This window comes from Pseudoxanthomonas sp. SGNA-20 (assembly GCF_003931635.1).
Classification (GTDB): domain Bacteria; phylum Pseudomonadota; class Gammaproteobacteria; order Xanthomonadales; family Xanthomonadaceae; genus Pseudoxanthomonas.
Map to the genome: position 1 here is coordinate 63157 of NZ_RRYK01000005.1, position 15260 is coordinate 78416.

Genomic DNA, 15260 nt, shown 5'->3' on the forward strand with positions numbered 1-15260 from the left:
ACGCATGGCATTTCTGTCTGAGGCGGAGATCGAGAGCGCGTTGCTGGATCAGCTGCGCGCGCTCGGTTACAGCATCGAACGCGAGGAAGACATCGGCCCCGACGGCCACCGGCCGGAGCGCGAGAGCCACGACGAGGTGGTGCTGCGCAGGCGGTTCGAGGATGCCGTTGCCCGCCTGAACCCCGGGGTGCCGCCGGAGGCGCGGCAGGACGCCATCCGCAAGGTCACGCAGTCCGAACTGCCCGCTCTGCTCGAAGAGAACCGCCGCATCCACAGGCTGCTGACGGAGGGCGTGGACGTCGAGTACTACGCCGACGACGGCACGCTGGCCGCCGGCAAGGTGGTGCTGATCGACTTCGAACACCCGGAGAACAACGACTGGCTGGCGGTGCGCCAGTTCACGGTGATCAACGGCCGGAACACCCGCCGGCCCGACGTGGTGGTGTTCGTCAACGGCCTGCCGCTGGCGGTGATCGAGCTCAAGGCACCGGGCAGCGGGAACGCCACGCTGGCCGGTGCCTTCAACCAGCTGCAGACCTACAAGCAGCAGATCCCCCAGCTGTTCCATACCAACGCGCTGCTGGTCACGTCCGATGGCATCTCTGCCCGGGTGGGATCGCTGTCGGCCGACCTGGAGCGGTTCATGCCGTGGCGCACCACGGACGGCACGGAGGTCGCGCCCAAGGGGGCGCCGGAACTGCCGACGCTGATCGAGGGCGTGTTCGAGCATCGCCGGCTGCTCGATCTGGTGCGGGACTTCACGGTCTTTGGCGAGACGGGTTCCGGGCTGGTGAAGATCATTGCCGGCTACCACCAGTTCCACGCGGTGAAGAAGGCCGTGGAGTCCACGGTGCGCGCGGCCATGCAGGTCCAGGAAGTGGACGAAGATCCCGCGGAATACGGTCTGCCCAGCGTGAAGTCCCAGCGCCCGGGCGACCGGCGCGCGGGGGTGATCTGGCACACGCAGGGCTCCGGCAAGAGCCTGCTGATGGCCTTTTACGCGGGGCAGCTGGTCAGGCACCCGGACATGGCTAACCCCACGCTGGTGGTATTGACCGACCGTAACGACCTCGACGACCAGCTTTTTGCCACTTTCTCCATGTGCCGCGACCTGATCCGGCAGACACCGGTGCAGGCCGAGAGCCGCGAGCACCTGCAGGCGCTGCTGAACTGCGCGTCGGGCGGCGTGATCTTCACGACCCTGCAGAAGTTCGGCGTAGTCACGGCGCCGTTGACCACCCGCCACAACGTGGTGGTCATCGCCGATGAGGCACACCGCAGCCAGTACGGCTTCAAGGCCAGGGTGGATGCGAAGACCGGCGAAGTCTCCTACGGCTTTGCCAAGTACATGCGTGATGCCCTGCCGAACGCCTCCTTCATCGGCTTCACCGGCACGCCCATCGAGGCCGATGACGTCAACACTCCGGCGGTGTTCGGCCACTACATCGACATCTACGACATCAGCCGGGCGGTGGAGGACGGCGCCACGGTGCCGATCTATTACGAGTCCCGCCTGGCGCGCATCGAGCTGGACGAGGACGAGAAGCCCCAGATCGACGCCGAGGTGGAGGAGATCCTGGAGGACGAGGAAGAGACTGCCCGCGAACGCGCCAAGCAGAAGTGGGCCACCATCGAGGCGCTGGTGGGCGCGGAAAAGCGCCTGCGGCAGGTGGCCGCCGACATCGTGCAGCACTTCGAAAGCCGCGTGGCCGCGCTGGACGGCAAGGCCATGGTGGTGTGCATGAGCCGCCGCATCTGCGTGGCCCTCTACGACGAGATCGTCAAACTGCGCCCGGACTGGCACAGCCCGGACGACAACGCCGGGGTGGTCAAGATCGTGATGACGGGGGCGGCCAGCGACCCGCCCGAGTGGCAGGCGCACATCGGCAACAAGGCCCGGCGCGACCTGCTGGCCAGGCGTGCCCGCGATCCGGACGATCCCCTGAAGCTGGTGATCGTGCGCGACATGTGGCTGACCGGCTTCGACGCGCCCTGCATGCACACCATGTACGTGGACAAGCCGATGCGCGGCCACGGCCTGATGCAGGCCATCGCGCGCGTCAACCGCGTGTTCCGCGACAAGCCCGCCGGCCTGGTGGTGGACTACATCGGCATCGCGCAGAACCTGAAGTCGGCGCTGGCGCAGTACTCGCCCAAGGACCGCGAGAACACCGGCATCGACGAGGCCGAGGCCATCGCGGTGATGCTGGAGAAGTACGAGGTCGTGCGCGGCATGTTCCATGGCTTCGACTACGCCGCGTTGAGTGGAACACCGCAGGAGCGGCTGGCAGTGATGGCGGGGGCCATCGAATGGGTGCTGGACATGCAGCAGCGGCTGGCGGCGCAGGAGACTACGGACGAGGGCAAGAAAAAAGCTCATCGCCGCTACCAGGACGCCGTGCTGGCCCTGTCCAGGGCCTATGCCCTGGCCGCCGCCTCGGACGAGGCACGCGCGATCCGCGAGGAGGTTGGTTTCTTCCAGGCCATCCGTGCCACGCTGGTCAAGAGCGGCACCGGCCCGGGCGTGACCCCGCAGGAACGCGGGCTGGCGATCCAGCAGATCGTCAGCCGTGCCGTGGTCTCGACCGAGATCGTGGACATCCTGAAGGCCGCCGGGCTCAGGAGCCCGGACATCTCCATCCTCTCGGACGAGTTCCTGGCCGAGGTGCAGCAGATGGAGAAGAAGAACCTGGCGCTGGAGGCCCTGCGCAAGCTCATCAACGACGGCATCCGCTCGCGCAGCAAGGCCAACGTGGTGCAGACGAAGGCGTTTTCGGAGCGGCTGGAAGATGCCGTGGCCCGCTACCACGCCAACGCCATCAACACGGCCGAGGTACTGCAGGAACTCATCGAGCTGGCCAAGGACATCCGCGCGGCCCACCAGCGCGGTGAGGAGTCCGGCCTGTCGGACGAGGAATACGCCTTCTACATGGCGTTGGCCGAGAACAACAGTGCGGTTGAAGTAATGGGAAATGATCAGCTCATGGTGATCGCCCACGAGCTGCTGGTGAGCCTGCGCCAGAACGTGACGGTGGACTGGGCGCACCGGGAATCGGCCCGCGCCCGCATGCGGGTGCTGGTCAAGCGCATCCTGCGCAAGTACGGCTATCCGCCCGACCTCCAGGATGCTGCCGTGCAGACGGTGTTGCGGCAGGCCGAGGCATTGTCGTCGACCTGGTCATTGTCGCGTCACGGGGCAACAGCCTGAACGGCCGACAGGGGTAGGGATGAGGTGCGCAAGCGGTCCAGCCCTCGCTCCTCTCTGCAGCGCCAAGTTACTGACGTAGCGTGCTTTTGTTGGCTCGCATGCGCTTGTAAGTGATTAATTTTCCTGGATATGAGGTGGTGGCGACGGACTCATAATCCCTTGTTCCCTGGTTCGAATCCTGGTGGGCCCACCACCTGCGCGCCCGCCGGCCGGGCGGCCAAATTCCGCCACCGTGGTCGCGGTTTGGCGCATGGTGCATTGCGCAATGCCACGCCGCTGGCATCATCGGACCGACGACGCCCTGCGCGCCTGCGTGCCGCCGGAGCCGCGTAACGCCGCATGGAACACTGGATCCCGCGGCGCGTGTCGGGTTTTTCCTGACATTTTCAGGAGTTTCCTGACAGCGCCCGCCGGCGTTCTTTCACATAATTCCCGGCGCCAGCGTGCAGGCGCCCTGGACATTCCCCCCGGGCGCCAATCCCCTGCACACCGCCCAAATCCCCTTTCGGCGGCCAGCTGGTCTCGGTCCATGAAGGACCGAGGATGGAGATCCGCGCGGCCTCCCCAGCCGCGCACGCCGGATGCCGCCACCCGGGTGCCAAGCGCACCGATGACGGCATGGACGCCCGGAAGGCTCGTCGTGACCCGGCTTTATTCCCGCCAGCACCGCCTGCCGGCAACCTTCCCTACTTCTTCCCGCCGCCGCCCTGCGGCTTGTCCTTGCGTGGAGCGCCCTGGTCGTCCGCGCCGGGGTTGCCGTCGCGGTGGTGTTCGTAGGTACGCCAGGCTTCGCCGGTCGAGCCCTTGGGACCGGGGCCGTAGTCGTGCAGTTCCTGCGAGCGGTCCTCGTAGCCGCCGGGGCCTTGCTCCTTGCCGGCCGTGCGCTGGCGTCCGCCGTCGCCCGTCCCGTCCCAGTCCCGCGGAGGCCAGTCGCCGCGGTCGGCGTCCGGACCGGTACGGCGGGAATCCGCGCCGGTACCGTATTCCTCCGGACGGTCGTCGCTGGCGTTGAGCGAGGCGTCATCGCGGCCACCGGCACGGCCGGCGACCTGGCCGGGGTTGCCGCCCTCGCGCCGGGCCGGCGCGTCCGCATCCCGGCGGCCACGGTCGGAGGCCACGGGCAGGCCGGAGGGCTTGCCGGAGGCGGCCGGCTTGCCGGAAGTGGCGGTGTCGGCAGGCTGCGGCCTGTCGTGCTTGGCGTGCTCGGCCATGGGGCTGGGTCCTTGTTCGGGCGCGGCGTGCGCGTCGCGGGGCGGACGTGCTCCCGGGTGCAGCAGGTCCAGGACCACGGCCTTCAGCTCGGCGACGCCGCTGCTGGGTTCGTCTGCCATGGATACGCCTCGGCGGATGTGCATGCCGTGTACGGCGGAACGGCCATGGTCGGCCGCGGCGCCTTCGCGGGGCGTGAACCCGCGCCTCAGGCGGCGCCGTGGCTCCCGCCGCACAGCGCGGCCAGCGCCCGCGCCAGGTCGTCGCGCCCGAACGGCTTGCTGAGCACCGGCAGCGTGGCAAAGCGCGGCGGCAGGCTGCCGCTGCCGTAGCCGGTGATGAACAGCGTCGGCACGCGCGCCTCCAGCAGGGCGTCCACCGCGTCGTAGGACTGCTCGCCGGCGAGGTTCACGTCCACCAGCGCGATGTCGAAATGCTCGGGCGTGCGTGCCGCGGCCACCGCGCCCTCGGCCGAGCGTGCGCGCGCGGTTACCTCCACGCCGAGGTCGGGCAGCAGTTCCTCCAGCAGCGCCAGCAACAGGAACTCGTCCTCGACCACCAGCGCGCGTACCGGTTGCGGGTTCCCGCTCATGCTGTGCTTGCCTCCACCAGCGGCACGTCGATGTGGCAGCTTACGCCAGATGCTTCGAACGCGAGCACGACCTCGCCGTCGAGGTCGTGGCGCAGGCCCTGTTCCACCAGGCGCGTGCCGAAGCCGCGCCGCTGCGGCTCGACGACCGCCGGGCCGCCGCTCTCGCGCCACTCCAGCCGCAGCCGGCGTGGGTGGCCGCCCTCCTCGTGCACCTCCCAGCGGATCGCCACCGTGCCGCCGGGCGCCGACAGCGCGCCGTACTTGACCGCGTTGGTGCACAGCTCGTGCAGCGCCATCGACAGCGCCAGCGAGGGCCGCGGCGCCAGCCACACCCGCGGGCCGTCGATCAGGAAGCGCTCCAGGCCGTGGCCCATGCCGGGGCCGATCGCGGTCTCGACCACGTCGCGCAGCCAGGTGCCGTTCCAGCGCGAGGCGGTCAGCAGCTCGTGGCCCTTGGCCAGCGCCAGCAGGCGGGCGTGGAAGCGTTCCACCGCCTGGCGGTCGGCGCCGGTGCGGGCGAAGGTCTGCACCGCGATCGACTGCACCACCGCCAGGGTGTTCTTGACCCGGTGGTTGAGTTCGTCCAGCAGCAGGCGCTGGTGCGTCTCCTGCCGGCGGCGGTCCTCCACGTCGGTGGTCGCACCCACCCATTCGTGCACCCTGCCGTCGTCGCCGCGCACCGGCACCACGCGCGAGGCCAGCCAGTGGTAACGGCCGTCGCCCCGCAGCCAGCGGTACTCGGCCTCGAATACCGTGGTTTCCTCGCGCGCGCGCGCCACCGCATGCGCCACCCGGGCGTGGTCGTCCGGATGCAGGTGCTCCGCCTGCAGTTCCAGCCGCGACAGCGGCGGCGGGTTCTCGACCCCGGGCCCGACCAGCACCTGCACCCGCGACCAGTCCGGGTCCAGGCGGTAGATGACGCTGGAACTGGCACTGGCGATCGCGCGCAGGCGCCGTTCGTTGCGGCGGGCCACGTCTTCGTGCGCGGTGCGCTCGGTGACGTCGCGGATGGTGGCCGCCACTGCCTGGACGCTGCCGTCGGCGGCCAGCACCGGCGCCAGGATGTAGTCGTGGATGCGTTCGCCGCGCGGGCCGTGGAAGCGGGCATCGCCGCGCAGGCGGCGCGCGGTGGCGAACACCTGGTCGATCTCCGAACCGTGCATGGCCGCATCCCAGGGCGCGTAGCCCAGTTCCAGCAGCGAGCGGCCGATCACTTCGGCGCGCGGGTGCCCCAGCGCCTCCAGCAGCGCGCGGTTGGCGTAGATGCAGCGGTGCTGGCGGTCGAACAGGCAGGCCAGGTCGGGAGTGGACTCCAGCAGGGCCTCGGCCGGCCCGCATCCGGCGGCCGGCGCGGGCGTGGTGTCCATGATCGAACTTTCCGTCGGCATCGTGCGCGGGCCCCCGGTGTGATCGATGCGTGAAGTCCCGCGCCCAAGATAACGGGCCCGGCGGTCATGAATGTGAAGGCTGCGCCGAGCCGGTACCGGCGTCCGGCGGTGCAAACCCTGCACGGACGTAACACGGGGCGTGCACCGGCACGGGCGCAGGGTGGGACGTCCGCGGCACGCCTGCCGCCACGATCACGGGAAAAGACACATGACGCGTTCGACCACCGAGCGGCTGCTGAAGTGGCTGCAGGATGCCTACACGATGGAACAGGAAGCCGAGACCATGCTCAAGGCCATGGCCGGCCGCCTGGAGCACTACCCCGAGCTGCGCGGCCGCATCGAGGCGCACGTCGCCGAGACCCGGCAGCAGTCCGAGCGCCTGGAGACCTGCATCCGTGGCCTGGACGGCAGCATCCCGGTGGCGCGCGGCATGCTCGCCGACGCCATGGCGGCGATGCACGCGGCGGGCAACTCGATGATGAGCGACGAGGTCGCCAAGGGCCTGGGCATCAGCTACGCGTTCGAGCACATGGAGATTGCGTCCTACCGCGCGCTGGTGGTCGCCGCGCGCGAGGCCGGCCGCGAGGACGTGGCCGCCGTGTGCGCGCAGATCCTGCAGGAAGAGGAAGCGATGGCCGACTGGCTGCTGCAGCACCAGGAGTCGGTGATCCTCGCCTTCCTCGCGCGCGAGACCACCGAAGGCGTCACCGCCAAGCGCTGACGCCGCCACCCAGCCCCCCCCCCCCGCCGGGTCCCACGGAGAGTTTCCCCCATGTTCATCCACAACAAGCGCCTGATGTACACCGTACGCGTCGCCCGTCCCGACCCGGACCTGGCCACGCTGATGCTCGAGCAGTTCGGCGGCCCGCAGGGCGAGCTGGCCGCGGCCATGCGCTACTTCACCCAGGCCCTGGGCGACAACGACCCCGGGCGCAAGGACATGCTCTACGACATCGCCACCGAGGAGCTGAGCCATCTGGAGATCATCGGCTCGATCGTCGCCATGCTCAACAGCGGTCCCAAGGCCGTGCTCTCCGAGGGCATGGAGGAGGCGATGGAGATGCGCAGCCTCACCCAGAACAGCGCCAGCCATACCCAGCAGATCCTGTACGGCGGCGGGCCGGCGCTGGTGAACTCCAGCGGCGTGCCGTGGACGGCGGCGTACGTGGACACGATCGGCGAGCCGATGGCCGACCTGCGCTCGAACATCGCCGCCGAGACGCGCGCGAAGATCGTGTACGAGCGGCTGATCAACGTCACCGACGACCCCGGGATCAAGGACGCGCTGACTTTCCTGATGACCCGCGAGATCGCCCACCAGAAGTCGTTCGAGAAGGCGCTGTACGCGATCCAGGACAACTTCCCGGCCGGCAAGCTGCCCGGCGATCCGCGCTTCACCGACACCTACTTCGACATGTCGCAGGGGCCTGGCGATGCCCAGGGCCCGTGGAACAGCGGTCCGCAGTGGGAGGTGGTTTCCGACCGCGAGCAGCAGGCAGCGGTCGACGGCGGCGACGGCGAGGCCACGGTCAAGCTGTCGGCCAGCCAGAAGGCCGCGATGAAGGCGCTGGTGGAGCGCACCGCGTCGCGGCCGGACGTGGATCCGGTCACCGGCGCCGACCTCGGTGCAGGCCCGGGCGCAGGCACCACCACGCCGGTGGAGAAGTAACCGGGAACGGGAAACGGCCGCGCGCGCGGCCGTTTCCTTAGCGGGTGGGTGCTATCGCGGGAACAGCCCGTGCACGCGGTTGCTGGCCACGGTGCGCGCGTTGAGCGAACGCGAAAGCAGCGACAGCGCCTCGCGCTTGCGCTGCGGCTGGCGCGAGGCCACGCAGTCGCTGGGCACCCAGGTCCCGTATTCGGCCATGTTCGCGTCCTGCGCGGTGGCCAGCACGCAGGAATCTGCGGCGATGCCGGTGATCACCAGGCGCCGCACGCCCAGCTTGGCCAGCAGCACCGGCAGCGCGCTGCTGGCGAAGGCCGAATGCTTGGGCTTGAGCACGTGGTAGTGCTGCGGTTGCGGCGCCAGGCGGGTGGCGATCTCCGCGGGGATGCCGCCGGCTTCCACGCAGGACGCGACCAGGTCGCGGAACTCGCCACGCCACTGCGCGAAGTTGTCGTTGACGTGGATCACCGGCGCGCCGGCGCGGTCGAAGCGCGCGCGCAGGCGCACCAGCGCCGGGGTGATGCGGCGTGCGGCGGTGGCCATGGCTGCCCCGTCCGGGAAGTCGAACAGGTTGATCATGTCCACCAGCAGCAGGGCGGGGGTCCTGCGCCGCCTATCCTTGGCCACGTCCACGCGGCGGCTCCGGGTTCACGTGCGGCGGCTCCCCGCGGCCCTTGCGCGCGCCCGGTTGCACCTCCGGATCGTTGCGGTCGCGGCTGTCGTGCTTGCCGGTCTGTTCGCCGCGCCGGGCCGGTTGCCGCGACGGCGACGGCTGGTCCTGGTCGCGGTTCATCGGCGGCGCTCCGGAGGCCGCGCCGGCGCGGGCATGCGGGCGCCGGGACGCGCCGGTTGCGGCGAAGGGTCGGGAACGAACTGCTGCAGCAGTTCCGGAAGATGGCGGCGCAGCCGCGCCGGGTCGAGCGCGCTGCTGCGCGCGGGGGGGTGGGGTCGGGGCATGGTCGGGACGCGATGTGGCAATGGATGCCGGGACGCGCACTGTCGGACCCGCGCCGTGCATGGCACGTAAAGCGGATTAAGGTTTGTGTTAAACGCGCTGCAGGACCGCGGCGGGCGCGTTCACACCGGCCAAAGCCCGGGCGGGGTTTCATGCACTGGCCGCACGTGCGGCATCCGTGGAGGACTGCCATGCGAATCCCCCTGCTTTGCGCTGTACTGGTCCTGGCCTGTGCGGCCTGCGACCGCCGCGAGGAACAACCCGCCGTGGATCCGGCCAGCACCGGTACGGTGGCGCCCGCCGACACCACCGTCCCGGCCGACACCACCACGCCGGATCCGACCATGACCGATCCGTCGATGCCGCCGCCCGCCGATCCCAATGCGCCGGCGACGCCGTGCGCGGAGAACGATCCCAACTGCGTGCCGACGACCACCGATCCGGCGACCGACCCGGCGACCAATCCGCCGCCTCCCACCCAGCCGACCGAGTGACGGCCCCGCCCCCCGCCCGGCGCACGCCCGGCGGGGCAGGCAGGCGGGTTGCACGCGTCACGCTTTGACGCCGCCGTGCGATCGCGCCTACCCCCGCTTAACCGGGCGGGGTCGGCGCTGCACTCATTCCCCCGAGGCCGCACATGACCCCCACCGTCCTGATCGTCGACGACGACGCCGGCTTCGCGCGCGCCGCGGGCAGGCTGGCGGCCGACGAAGGCTGCGGCGTGCAGCTGGCCGGCACCCTGGCCGAAGCACGTGCCTTCGTGCGCGACCACGCCACCGACCTGATCCTGCTGGACCTGACCCTGCCGGATGGCAACGGCATGGACCTGCTCGATGGCCTGGACCTGGCGCGCCATGGCCAGATCGTGGTCGCCACCGGCCGTCCCAGCGTCGACACCGCGGTGCGCGCGATTGCCTCGCCGGTGGTGGAGTACCTGGTCAAACCATTCCGCCCGGAACAGCTGCAGGCGGTCCTGCGCCGCATCGCGCGGCGCAGCTGGCCGGGCCTGGGCGGGGCTGCCGACGCCATCGAGCTGGCCGGCGGCTCGCCCGCCATGCGCCGGCTTGCGGACCTGGTGCTGCGCGTTGCGGCGGGCGACGCGCCGCTGTTGCTGTGCGGCGAGCCGGGCAGCGGGCGTGCGGCCGTGGCCCGTGCCATCCATGCAGCCAGCGGCCGCGAAGGCGCCTTCGTGGCGGTGGACTGCGGTGCCTTGCCCGCCGCGCGCATGGAGGCGGCGCTGTTTGGCGAAACGGACACCGACTCCCATGCCTGCGCGTTCGCACGCGCCGCCGGTGGCAGCTTGCTGGTAAACGCCGCCGAGCGCCTGCCGCCGCATGTGCAGGCACGCCTGCTTGCGGTGGTCGAGGGGCGCCAGGTGGCCACCGTCGATGCCCCGGCCCCGCGCCTGCTGTTCTGCGTCACCGGCGACCCCGCGCGCAGCGTGGCCGAGGGCCTGCTGCGCGTGGACCTGTACCACGCCATCGGCGCGCTGTCGCTGCGGGTGCCGCCGCTGCGCGAGCGTGGCCAGGACGTGGTCGTGCTCGCGGACCTGTTCATCCAGCGGCTCAACGAGGGCCATGGCCAGGACAAGCGCTTGGCCCCCGGTGCCGACCATGCCCTGCTGCGGCATGCCTGGCCCGGCAACGTGCGCGAACTGCGCGCCGCCGTGCATGCGGCCTACCTGCTGCAGCGCTCGCCGCTGTTGCACGTGGAGCCGCAGGGCAGCGTGCCGGCGCCCGCGGACGGCGAGGGCGCGCGCATCGGCTTCAGCGTCGGCACCAGCCTGGCCGACCTGGAACGTCGCGCGGTGGACGCAACCCTGGCCCATTACGGCAACGACAAGGCCGCCGCCGCCCGCGCGCTGGGGATCAGCGTGCGCACGATCTACAACTACCTGGCCCGCCGCGGCGAGGAACGCGGCCGCCCCGTGGAGTGAGGGGCCGGTTGCCCGCCGACGGCGCACGACGGCGGGTTCACGCCGGCTGCCGGATGGTGCGGAGGCCCCCGCCGCACAGGAGCCCCGCATGTCCACCGCACGCACCATCCCGGTCTGGGCGCCCATCGGCGACGCCACCGCCGCCTGGTTCGAGGCGCAGGCAGCGGACGCCGTGCAGGACGTGGTGGTGGTGGGCGCCGGCATCGCAGGGTTGACCACCGCCGCCTGCCTGCTGCGCGAGGGCAGGCAGGTGCTGGTGGTCGACCGCGGAGGCGTGGGCGCGGGCGAGACCCTGCGCACCACCGCGCACCTGGCCTCCGCGCTGGACGACCGCTTCACCCTGCTGCAGCGCCACCACGGCAAGGACGGCGCGCGCCTGGCCGCGGCCAGCCACGCGGCGGCGATCGACTGGATCGAGGACCTGGCCAACGGTGCGCCCGACTGCGGCTTCCATCGCGTGCCCGGCTACCTGTATTCGCACGCGGGCGAGCCGGAGGGCCTGCGCCGGGAGATGCAGGCCGCGCGCGAGTCCGGGCTGGAGGTGCGCTGGTGCGAGGCGGGCGAGGAACTTCCGGCGCGGTTCGGCCCGGCGATCCGTTTCGCCGGCCAGGCGCGGATCGACGCCGGCGGCTACCTGCTGGCCCTGGCGCGCGAGGTACGCGATGCCGGCGGCCGCTTCCTGCGCGCGCACGTGCAGCGCGTGGCCGGCGGCGACGAGTCGGTGCTGCAGCTGGACGACGACAGCGTGCTGCGCGCACGCGCCGTGGTGGTCGCCGCCAACGTGCCGTTCCACGGCACCACCGCCACCTTCCCCAAGCAGGCGCCGTACCGCACCTACGTGGTCGCCGGGCGCGTGCCCGCCGGCACGGTGCCCGACGCGCTCATCTGGGACGATGCCGATCCCTACCACTACGTGCGCCTGCGCGAGACCGCCGATCCGGAATGGATGGAGCTGCTGGTCGGCGGCGAGGACCACAAGACCGGCCAGGACGACGATCCGCAGGCCTATGCGCGATTGCAGGAATGGACCCGCGAGCGCTTCCCGCAGGTTGAATCCTTCCATGCCGCCTGGTCCGGCCAGGTGCTGGAGCCGGCCGACGGCCTGGCCTTCATCGGCGCCGACCCGCACCACGACAACGTGTGGCTGATCACCGGCGATTCGGGCAACGGCATGACGCATGGCACCCTGGGCGGGCTGCTGGTCGCCGACCTGGTGCAGGGCCGCGACAATCCCTGGCGCGAACTCTACGAGCCCGGCCGCCAGCCGCTGCGCGCCGGCGGCGAATGGCTGCGCGAGAACGCCAACGCCGTGCTGCAGTACCGCGACTGGGTGCGGCCCGCGCAGGTGGCGGAGGTGGCCGACATCGCCCCCGGCACCGGCGCGGTGCTGCGCCGCGGCCTGCACCGGGTGGCGGTGTACCGCGCCGGCGATGGTTCGGTGCATGCGTACAGCGCGCGCTGCACGCACATGGGCTGCGTGGTGCGCTGGAGCGGCGAGGAGAAGTCCTGGGACTGCCCCTGCCACGGTTCGCGCTTCGAGGCGCGCACCGGCGTGGTGCTCAACGGCCCGGCCAACGCGCCGCTGGCACCGTACGCACTGGAGGACGAGGACTGATGTCCGCCGGCGGCTGGGCCTATGCCGGATACCTGGCCTGGCTGGCCGCCGGCTTCCTCGACTTCGCCCAGCATCGCCGCACCGACCTGCCGCACACCTCCGGCCTGCGCGAGTCGTCCATGCATGCGCTGCAGCTGGGCCTGCTGGGTGGTGGCGTGCTGGCCTGGCTCGCGTTCGCGCCCGGCCCGGGCCTGCTCGCCGTGCTTGCCGCCCTGGTGGTGGCGCATGCGGTGGCCGGTTACGTGGACACGCGGACCGCGTTCGGCCGGCGCACGATCACACCACTGGAGCAGCACCTGCACAGCGTGCTGGACATGGCGCCGTGGATCGCCCTGGGCGCGATCGTGCTGGTGCAGGGCGGCGCGGACCGCGCCGCGGGCTGGGCCTTGCGCCCCGAGCCGGCGCCGGCGCCGCTATGGCTGGCGCTGCTGTTGCCGCCGCTGGCGCTGTGCGTGCTGCCGTGGCTGCACGAGTTCCGCGCGGCGCTGCGCGCGCGCGGGGGCTGAGCCGTGCCGGCGCGCTTTCACCAGGTCGCACAGCGCCAGGCCCAGGGCGAAGCCCGCGTACGCGGCCGCCACGCCGGACGCGCCGATGCGGTTCTCGAAGCCCGGGCTGAGCTGCCGCGGCACCACGTGGTAGTCGACCACGTAGGCGAGGGCGGCGATCCCGGCGGCGCGCAGCAACGGCGGATCGGCCGGACGCCTGTGGCCCCAGGCCTCGTAGCCGCCGGCCCACAGCAGCGAGCTGGCATGGTGGATGGCGTAGCCGAGCAGGGTATGCCGCGCCGACCAGCCGCTGGCATGCCGGGCCGGCCAGTCCCAGACCCACTGGCTGGCGGCATTGGTGCCGGCGGGCACCGATCCGCTGCGCCACCGGCTGTGGGCGGAGACCACCAGAGTGGAGATGATGCTCGCCACCGCCCCGGACCCGAGCGCACGCAGCAGGACGGCACGCCATCCAGGCGCCTGCGGATCGTGGTGGCCGGGGGGCGCGGGATGATCGGCGGCGCGGTCGCGCGCAGGTTGCGGCAGGCGGGTCATGAGGTGGTCCTCGCGGGACGCGGGCAGGGGGTGGACCTGGCGCTGGACTTCAATGCATTGCCGCCGCAAGGGGAACTGGTGCGGCGCCTGCGCGGCCACGACGTACTGGTCAACGCGGTGGGCATCTTCCAGGCGCAAGCACAGCAGAGCTTCGATGCGGTGCACGTGAAGGCAGTGGCCGCGCTGTTCGGCGCCGCGGTCCAGGCCGGGATCGGGCGGCTGCTGCATGTGTCCGCGCTGGGCGCGGAGCTGGGCGGCAGCACCGCGTACTTCGACTCCAAGGGGCGCGCCGAGGTCCTGTTGCGGCAGCTGCCGGCGCCGGTGGTGATCGTGCGTCCCTCGCTGGTGTTCTCGCCGCAGGGCGCCAGCAGCCGCTTCTTCCTGGGGCTGGCGACCTGGCCGCTGCTGCTGCTGCCGGGCGGCGGACGCCAGCCGGTGCAGCCGCTGCACCTGGACGACCTGGCCGAGGCGCTGGCGCGGCTGGCGACCTGCGCGGAGCCGCCGGATACGCTGGAGGCGGTCGGCCCGCGTCCGCTGCCGCTGCGCGACTACCTGCGCGAGCTGGGCGCGGCACTGGGCCGCGCGCCCCGGGTGGCAAGCCTGCCGATGGCGCCGCTGCGGCCGCTGCTGCCGCTGGCTGCGCGCCTGAGTGGCGGCCTGGTCGGGGCCGATGCGCTGCGCATGCTGGAAGCCGGCAATACCGGCGACCCGGACGGCATCACCGCCGTGCTGGGCCGCCCGCCGCGCGATCCGTCGGTCTTCATCGCCGCCCCGGAGGCCGCGCGCCTGCGCGCCGGCCTGCGCCTCCGCCGCGCCGTGCTTGCCCTGCGCGTGTCGCTGGCGGCGATGTGGCTGGGCACGGCCTGGGTCTCGCTATGGGGCTACCCGCGCGAGGCCAGCCATGCGCTGCTGGCGCGGGTCGGGCTGCACGGCGGGGTGGCCGAAGCGGCCCTGTGGAGCGGTGCGCTGCTCGACGCGCTGCTGGGCATCGCCATGCTCCTGCTGCCGCGGCGGCGCCCGGTGTACTACGCCCAGCTGGCGCTGATGGCCGGATACACCGTGCTGATCAGCCTGTGGCTGCCGGAGTTCTGGCTGCATCCGTTCGGCCCGCTGCTGAAGAACGTCCCGATCGCCGGCGCGATCCTGGCCCTGATCCTGCTGGACCGAGCGCATGGACCTGGTGACCGTTAAGTACCTGCACGTGCTCTCCTCCACGTTCCTGTTCGGCACGGGCGTGGGCACGGCGTTCTACCTGCTGTTCATCAGCCGCACCCGCGATCCGGCGGTGATCGCGCCGGTGGCGCGGCTGGTGGTGGTGGCCGACTGGCTGTTCACCGCCACCACCATCGTGGTGCAGCCGCTCACCGGGCTGTACCTGGCCCGCGGACTGCACATCCCGCTGTCCACGCCGTGGCTGTACTGGTCGATCGTGCTGTACGTGGTTGCCGCGGCCTGCTGGCTGCCGGTGGTGTGGCTGCAGATGCGCCTGCGCGACATCGCCGTGGCCGCCGCCGCGCAGGGGCGCGAGCTGCCGCTGCAGTACGCCCGCGTGCTTGGCGCCTGGACCGCGCTCGGTTTCCCGGCGCTGGTCTCGTTCCTGGCGATCTTCTACATGATGGTGGCGCGGCGGGTGCCATTCGGCTGAACCGCA

The 15260-nt window shown here is 71.6% G+C and carries 15 protein-coding genes; 9 read left to right on the forward strand and 6 right to left on the reverse strand.

Annotated features, from left to right (window positions below):
* The first annotated feature begins 4 nt into the window (after window positions 1-4).
* Window positions 5-3208, forward strand: coding sequence for a type I restriction endonuclease subunit R (locus EIM48_RS10300; RefSeq protein WP_125111597.1), 3204 nt, complete (start codon window positions 5-7; stop codon window positions 3206-3208).
* A 686-nt stretch (window positions 3209-3894) separates the two neighbouring features.
* Here EIM48_RS10300 and EIM48_RS10305 read toward each other — a convergent pair.
* The 3 genes from EIM48_RS10305 to EIM48_RS10315 form a co-directional block, all read right to left on the reverse strand.
* Window positions 3895-4539 carry a hypothetical protein gene (locus EIM48_RS10305; RefSeq protein ID WP_125111598.1) on the reverse strand — a complete coding sequence of 215 codons (645 nt, stop codon included), beginning with the start codon at window positions 4537-4539 and terminating at the stop codon, window positions 3895-3897.
* Window positions 4540-4625: 86 nt separating this feature from the next.
* Window positions 4626-5009, reverse strand: a complete 384-nt coding sequence (locus EIM48_RS10310) for a response regulator (RefSeq protein WP_019397312.1) — start codon at window positions 5007-5009, stop codon at window positions 4626-4628.
* The gene (locus EIM48_RS10315) at window positions 5006-6376 is read right to left on the reverse strand and encodes an HWE histidine kinase domain-containing protein (RefSeq protein WP_125111599.1); all 1371 of its coding nucleotides are present in this window, start codon (window positions 6374-6376) and stop codon (window positions 5006-5008) included. The genes EIM48_RS10310 and EIM48_RS10315 overlap by 4 nt, the downstream gene beginning before the upstream one ends.
* Before the next feature lie 229 nt (window positions 6377-6605).
* On the opposite strand from EIM48_RS10315, the gene EIM48_RS10320 reads away from it, so the two are divergent.
* Window positions 6606-7118 (forward strand): ferritin-like domain-containing protein, encoded by a 513-nt coding sequence (locus EIM48_RS10320; RefSeq protein WP_125108954.1) that lies wholly within the window; start codon window positions 6606-6608, stop codon window positions 7116-7118.
* A 51-nt stretch (window positions 7119-7169) separates the two neighbouring features.
* A complete protein-coding gene (locus EIM48_RS10325) occupies window positions 7170-8066 on the forward strand; it encodes a manganese catalase family protein (RefSeq protein ID WP_125111600.1) in 897 nt (298 codons plus the stop codon).
* A 51-nt stretch (window positions 8067-8117) separates the two neighbouring features.
* On the opposite strand, the gene EIM48_RS10330 is transcribed toward EIM48_RS10325, so the two are convergent.
* Window positions 8118-8696 carry an isochorismatase family cysteine hydrolase gene (locus EIM48_RS10330; protein WP_125111601.1) on the reverse strand — a complete coding sequence of 193 codons (579 nt, stop codon included), beginning with the start codon at window positions 8694-8696 and terminating at the stop codon, window positions 8118-8120.
* On the reverse strand, window positions 8677-8856 hold the full coding sequence (locus tag EIM48_RS10335) for a hypothetical protein (protein WP_028915230.1): 180 nt from the start codon (window positions 8854-8856) through the stop codon (window positions 8677-8679). Before EIM48_RS10335 ends, EIM48_RS10330 begins: the two co-directional genes overlap by 20 nt.
* 353 nt (window positions 8857-9209) lie before the next feature.
* Here EIM48_RS10335 and EIM48_RS10340 point away from each other — a divergent pair, with 353 nt between their 5' ends.
* The 4 genes from EIM48_RS10340 (at window position 9210) to EIM48_RS10355 (ending at window position 13075) form a co-directional block, all read left to right on the forward strand.
* Window positions 9210-9512 (forward strand): hypothetical protein, encoded by a 303-nt coding sequence (locus tag EIM48_RS10340; protein ID WP_019397318.1) that lies wholly within the window; start codon window positions 9210-9212, stop codon window positions 9510-9512.
* Between the two features lie 143 nt (window positions 9513-9655).
* A complete protein-coding gene (locus tag EIM48_RS10345; protein WP_125111602.1) occupies window positions 9656-10954 on the forward strand; it encodes a sigma 54-interacting transcriptional regulator in 1299 nt (432 codons plus the stop codon).
* 88 nt (window positions 10955-11042) lie between these two features.
* A complete protein-coding gene (locus tag EIM48_RS10350) occupies window positions 11043-12569 on the forward strand; it encodes an FAD-dependent oxidoreductase (RefSeq protein WP_125111603.1) in 1527 nt (508 codons plus the stop codon).
* Window positions 12569-13075: a hypothetical protein gene (locus EIM48_RS10355; RefSeq protein WP_028915227.1), complete on the forward strand. Its 507-nt coding sequence runs from the start codon at window positions 12569-12571 to the stop codon at window positions 13073-13075. The genes EIM48_RS10350 and EIM48_RS10355 overlap by 1 nt, the downstream gene beginning before the upstream one ends.
* Here EIM48_RS10355 and EIM48_RS10360 read toward each other — a convergent pair.
* Window positions 12983-13609, reverse strand: coding sequence for a hypothetical protein (locus tag EIM48_RS10360; RefSeq protein ID WP_199728415.1), 627 nt, complete (start codon window positions 13607-13609; stop codon window positions 12983-12985). The genes EIM48_RS10355 and EIM48_RS10360 overlap by 93 nt on opposite strands.
* On the opposite strand from EIM48_RS10360, the gene EIM48_RS10365 reads away from it, so the two are divergent.
* Complete coding sequence (locus tag EIM48_RS10365) at window positions 13565-14800, forward strand: SDR family oxidoreductase (protein ID WP_039730754.1); 1236 nt, start codon at window positions 13565-13567, stop codon at window positions 14798-14800. The two genes, EIM48_RS10360 and EIM48_RS10365, sit on opposite strands and share 45 nt — an antisense overlap.
* Window positions 14781-15254 carry a DUF2269 domain-containing protein gene (locus EIM48_RS10370; RefSeq protein WP_026010230.1) on the forward strand — a complete coding sequence of 158 codons (474 nt, stop codon included), beginning with the start codon at window positions 14781-14783 and terminating at the stop codon, window positions 15252-15254. The genes EIM48_RS10365 and EIM48_RS10370 overlap by 20 nt, the downstream gene beginning before the upstream one ends.
* The last annotated feature ends 6 nt before the right edge of the window (window positions 15255-15260 follow it).